The organism is Paenibacillus sp. 598K, assembly GCF_003851045.1.
Taxonomy (GTDB): Bacteria; Bacillota; Bacilli; order Paenibacillales; family Paenibacillaceae; genus Paenibacillus_D.
In genome coordinates, this window is record NZ_BFBX01000128.1 from 1 (window position 1) to 4,132 (window position 4,132).

General features: G+C 56.7%; 4 protein-coding genes. All 4 read right to left on the minus strand.

The window, feature by feature from the left end:
* Nucleotides 1-184: 184 nt before the first annotated feature.
* Entirely contained in the window at nt 185-1,708 is a 1,524-nt protein-coding gene (locus PA598K_RS29265) for an S-layer homology domain-containing protein (RefSeq protein ID WP_128660333.1), read from the minus strand.
* A gap of 238 nt (nt 1,709-1,946) precedes the next feature.
* On the minus strand, nt 1,947-2,852 hold the full coding sequence (gene sdaAA, locus PA598K_RS29270; RefSeq protein ID WP_128660334.1) for an L-serine ammonia-lyase, iron-sulfur-dependent, subunit alpha: 906 nt from the start codon (nt 2,850-2,852) through the stop codon (nt 1,947-1,949).
* Nucleotides 2,849-3,532, minus strand: coding sequence for an L-serine ammonia-lyase, iron-sulfur-dependent subunit beta (gene sdaAB, locus PA598K_RS29275; protein ID WP_128660335.1), 684 nt, complete (start codon nt 3,530-3,532; stop codon nt 2,849-2,851). The genes sdaAA and sdaAB overlap by 4 nt, the downstream gene beginning before the upstream one ends.
* Before the next feature lie 54 nt (nt 3,533-3,586).
* On the minus strand, nt 3,587-4,132 hold a 546-nt coding region (locus PA598K_RS29280; protein ID WP_376739091.1), incomplete at its 5' end, for a dihydrodipicolinate synthase family protein.

The window sequence follows — 4,132 nt, forward strand, 5'->3', positions numbered from 1 at the left end:
CTTGCTGGTATTGCTATCTGCAACTCCGAAGAGTCACAGGACATTTCGCTCGTTGTTCAGTTTTCAAAGAACACTTGCCTTTTCATCGTCCAGCCTGTATCTCTCGGCCGGAATTAGAATATACCATACACTTTTAGGTTTTGGCAAGTGTTTTTGAAAAAATAATATAAAAAATATTGTTTTTCTATTTTTCGGCCATAGCAGCATCATACATTCGTTTCATTAGTACGATAGCTTCCTCGCGAGTTGTCGACCCTTGCGGATCGAAAAGTCCCTTGCCTTTCCCTTTGACCAAACCAACCGAAGAGATATAGTCGACCGCATCGCCGGCCCAAGGAGCAACTTGCTGCCGATCGGCAAATGTAGTCGCTTCGGCATCAACCGTCAACTCGCCGTACAGTCCCGCAAGGTGGGTAATCCGCCACAACATGAGACTTATTTCTTGTCGGCTTACATTGGCATACGGATCAAAGGTATCCGCCGTCCGTCCCTGAATGACGTTAAGCGCGTAAGCTTTCAAAATATCGGGGTTCTGCGTATCCTTGAACGGGTTATTGGCAGGCACCGCAGCTTGACCTGTCAGCTTCTCCATTAGCTTAACGGCTAATCCGGAGAAATGCTGACGGCTGATCGGTAATTGGTAATCGCTCAGCACATCGCCTGTCGCAAGCCCTAGCAGAGCCGCAGTCTGGATATCCTCCCGGGCCCAACTGCTCGCCCCCGCCGCCGTCAGCTCGAGAAGCTGCTCCAACTCGGCAAGCTCTTGCTCGACCGCCGCTGTCTCTTCATTAGTCATCTCTGCAGCCGGAGGAGCTTCCGCATCGGGATTAGGGAATTCAAAGGGGACCCAAATCACTTCAAGGGGTGGACGATCCTCGCTTGTATCAGGCAGCGTCGTCGACAAGTAATGAGACCATTTCTGCTCGGTGTTCAGGTCAATGCGCGAATAATCGTTCAGTTGCAAGTAACCAAGCAGGGACGCCTTGGTCTCGGCCAACACGCTTGTTCCGGGCGGCTGTATCTCCAGGGGGAGAGGGATGCTCTCGAATACGGGCTGGATCTGATAAAGGTATTTGGTGCTTTTGAGCGAGTTGGCTGTCGTATCCTTGAAGTGAACCTTGCCTCGGTCCGCCATTACGCTCTGCGCCTTGAAGCGCTTCTCCTGACCGTCGCCGCGGCGAACGATCTCGTAATGATCCTCCATTGTCGAGTTGTCCTGGAAGGTTATGCTGATCGAACCGTCATTGTTCGCCGTATACGCGGCTTCGCTTGGACCATAAGCATGGTACACCTTGTAGGGTCCGAATACCTTGGTATCTCTGCTGTCTGCGCCGACCTTCGGGTCGAACTTGGCATGGATGCGGAAGTGCACCGAGGTCAGATTGTAATCGTAAGGGAGATCGATCGCTTTCCATTCTTGGCCTCCATAATCCTTCAGATGAGTCCAGCTAGCTCCCCCGTCTGCGGAAAACTCCACCTTGAGCTCCATCCCCGTAGCTGTAGCCTTGGTCGTATCGAGCGCGAACAGCGTCGTGCGCCCCATCACCAGATAATTGACCGGCGGCCTCGGGACCTGTTCCTGCACATGGTACAATTCCAATGCGCGAATCTCCGCAGCGGCCTCGGCCGTCTCCGAAGGCAGCGTTACCCCTGCCCATACCAGACAGATTGCCATTACATAAACCATGATTATTCTTCGGGCTTGCATCGCATCCTCCCCCTTCTCAAGCTGATTGCGACTCTGAGAATAAATGGTAAAGCATAATCAGCATATCACGAGTTTACAGCCCCAGACTACAAAAAAAAGACCATCGCTGTGGTCAAAACAGCATAGTCTCTGAAATCCTGAAATCGCTGCATTCAAGCAAATGACAAACCAGATGCTAGGGCGTGTCAGCGTGCCGTGTCTGTATATTCCGAGGGTAGTGGGAACGGACCCTAGTAAATTAGTTGGGACTGGACGGGCCGCTCCGACCACGACTCGCCTGCAGTTCCTTCATAATCTTGCGCCCCGTCGGCGTCTGGGCCAGCCCTCCCTTGGCCGTCTCCCGATGTTTTTCGGGCATCGCCTGACCGACCTCCAGCATCACATCGACCACTTCGTCCGATGGAATGACGCTGCGCACGCCCGCAAGCGCCATGTCTGCCGCCGTCATCGCCGATACAGCGCCGAAGCCATTGCGGACGATACACGGAATCTCCACCAGCCCGCCTACCGGATCGCAGATCAGTCCCAGCGAGTTTTTGAGTGCGAGACCGACAGCGTGCATCGCCTGGGCCGGGGTGCCCCCCCTGAGCTCGGTCAGCGCGCCCGCAGCCATCGCCACGGCCGACCCGACCTCTGCCTGACAGCCCCCCTCCGCTCCCGAGATAAAAGCATTGTTTGCAATCACATAACCGATGGCTCCGGCCGCGAACAGTCCGTCCACCAGCCGTTCATCGTCCCAGCCGAAGCGCTTTTGACTACTGACGAAGACGCCGGGAATAATCCCGCATGATCCCGCTGTAGGGGTAGCGATGATCCGTCCCATCGAAGCATTGACCTCCGAGACGGCCAAGGCGTAGGTAAGGGCCGCACTCGCCTCCTCCCCCAATAGCGGCACGTTATGGCTCATATAATGTCGTACCCGCTGGGCATCCTTGCCGGTCAATCCGCTCCGCGATGTGGTATCCTCCGTCAGCCCCTTATGCACGGCTTCTTTCATGACCTGATAGTATTCCCTCATCTGATGGCGGATCGCCGCTTCGTCCTCGCCGCTCTCTGATATCTGCTCTAGCACCATCAGCTCTGCTATGGTCAGCGATTCCTGCTCGCATAGCGCGACTATCCCGGCCAGATTGCTGAATCTCATAGCGATTCCTCCGTTTCGTTCGAGTCCACGCCGCATACCCTCTCGACACCCGCCAGGCTGCCGAGCAGCCGCAACGATCCATCCGGCAAGCGGCCGTCGCTCTCGATCACCGTCAGCACGTCGCCGCTGCGCGACTTGCGGTCGACCTCCATATAGCCGATATTCAGTCCGGCATCCCGATACAGATCGGTCATATCGGCCAGCATTCCCGGACGATCGCGGTGGAAGACGAGCAACGTCGGGTATCCCGCTGTAAATTTGACGTCGAACCCATTGACACCCGTAATCTCGATATTGCCTCCCCCGATCGAGCTGCCCGTGACGACCGTCTCCTGCTCGTTCGCCAGCAGACAGAGCTTGGCCGTATTGGGATGATGCGCCGGACGGGAGGAGGGCCTGAAGCTAACCTCCATCCCCGCCTCAGCGGCGATAACCAGCGCATCGCGGATACGCGGGTCGCTCGGGAGGTAACCGAGCAGACCGGCTACCAGCGCCCGGTCAGTACCATGACCCTGATACGTCTCGGCAAAGGAACCATACAACACGATCTCCGCCTGATTCGGCTGAGCGCCGCAGATCGCCCGCGCCGCGCGTCCCAGCCGGGCTGCGCCGGCCGTGTGCGAGCTGGACGGCCCGATCATGCTCGGGCCGATAATCGAGAAGACATCTCTGAACCGCATGGAGCCCGCCTCCCTCTCTATCGACAGACCGCTAATTCAACGACGGTATAACGCTCAAGTCAGCCATTCCCTCAGCCCGGCTCGGACGAAGTCATCGTCATGCAAATGCGGATACTGAGCATACACCCGATCGATCTCCTCCGCCTGACCTTCGGACAACTGCTCGCGAGGGTTCAGGCACCACGTTCCCTCCAATAGACCTTGGCGACGCAGCACCTCGTGAATACCCGGGATACAGCCCTCAAAATGATGCGCCGGGTCGAAGAATGCCGCATTGCTGTCCGTAACCTCAATATTGCGCGTCAACCATTCGGCAGCCAGCGCCTCCTCGCCGCGAACCCGCTTCACCTCGTCCAGCAGCTCTACCGCCTTGCGGGTCCAGACGGCCCAATGGCCGAGCAAGCCGCCGACGATCCGCTTCTCCACCGGTTGACCGTTCACCTGGAACCGATATACCGTCAACAAATCATTGACGATATTGTCGTCATTGCCCGTATAAAGCGCGATCTCATCCCGTCGGCTCGAGTGCATCACGGCGCGCACCACATCGATCGTTTGATATCTATTAAAGGGAGCCATCTTGATCGCGACGATGCCGGG

Excerpts from the sequence above, each read along its gene's own strand:
- sdaAB (WP_128660335.1), bottom strand. The coding sequence starts at position 3,532 with ATGCGGTTCAGAGATGTCTTCTCGATTATCGGCCCGAGCATGATCGGG.
- PA598K_RS29265 (WP_128660333.1), bottom strand. The coding sequence starts at position 1,708 with ATGCAAGCCCGAAGAATAATCATGGTTTATGTAATGGCAATCTGTCTG.
- sdaAA (WP_128660334.1), bottom strand. The coding sequence starts at position 2,852 with ATGAGATTCAGCAATCTGGCCGGGATAGTCGCGCTATGCGAGCAGGAA.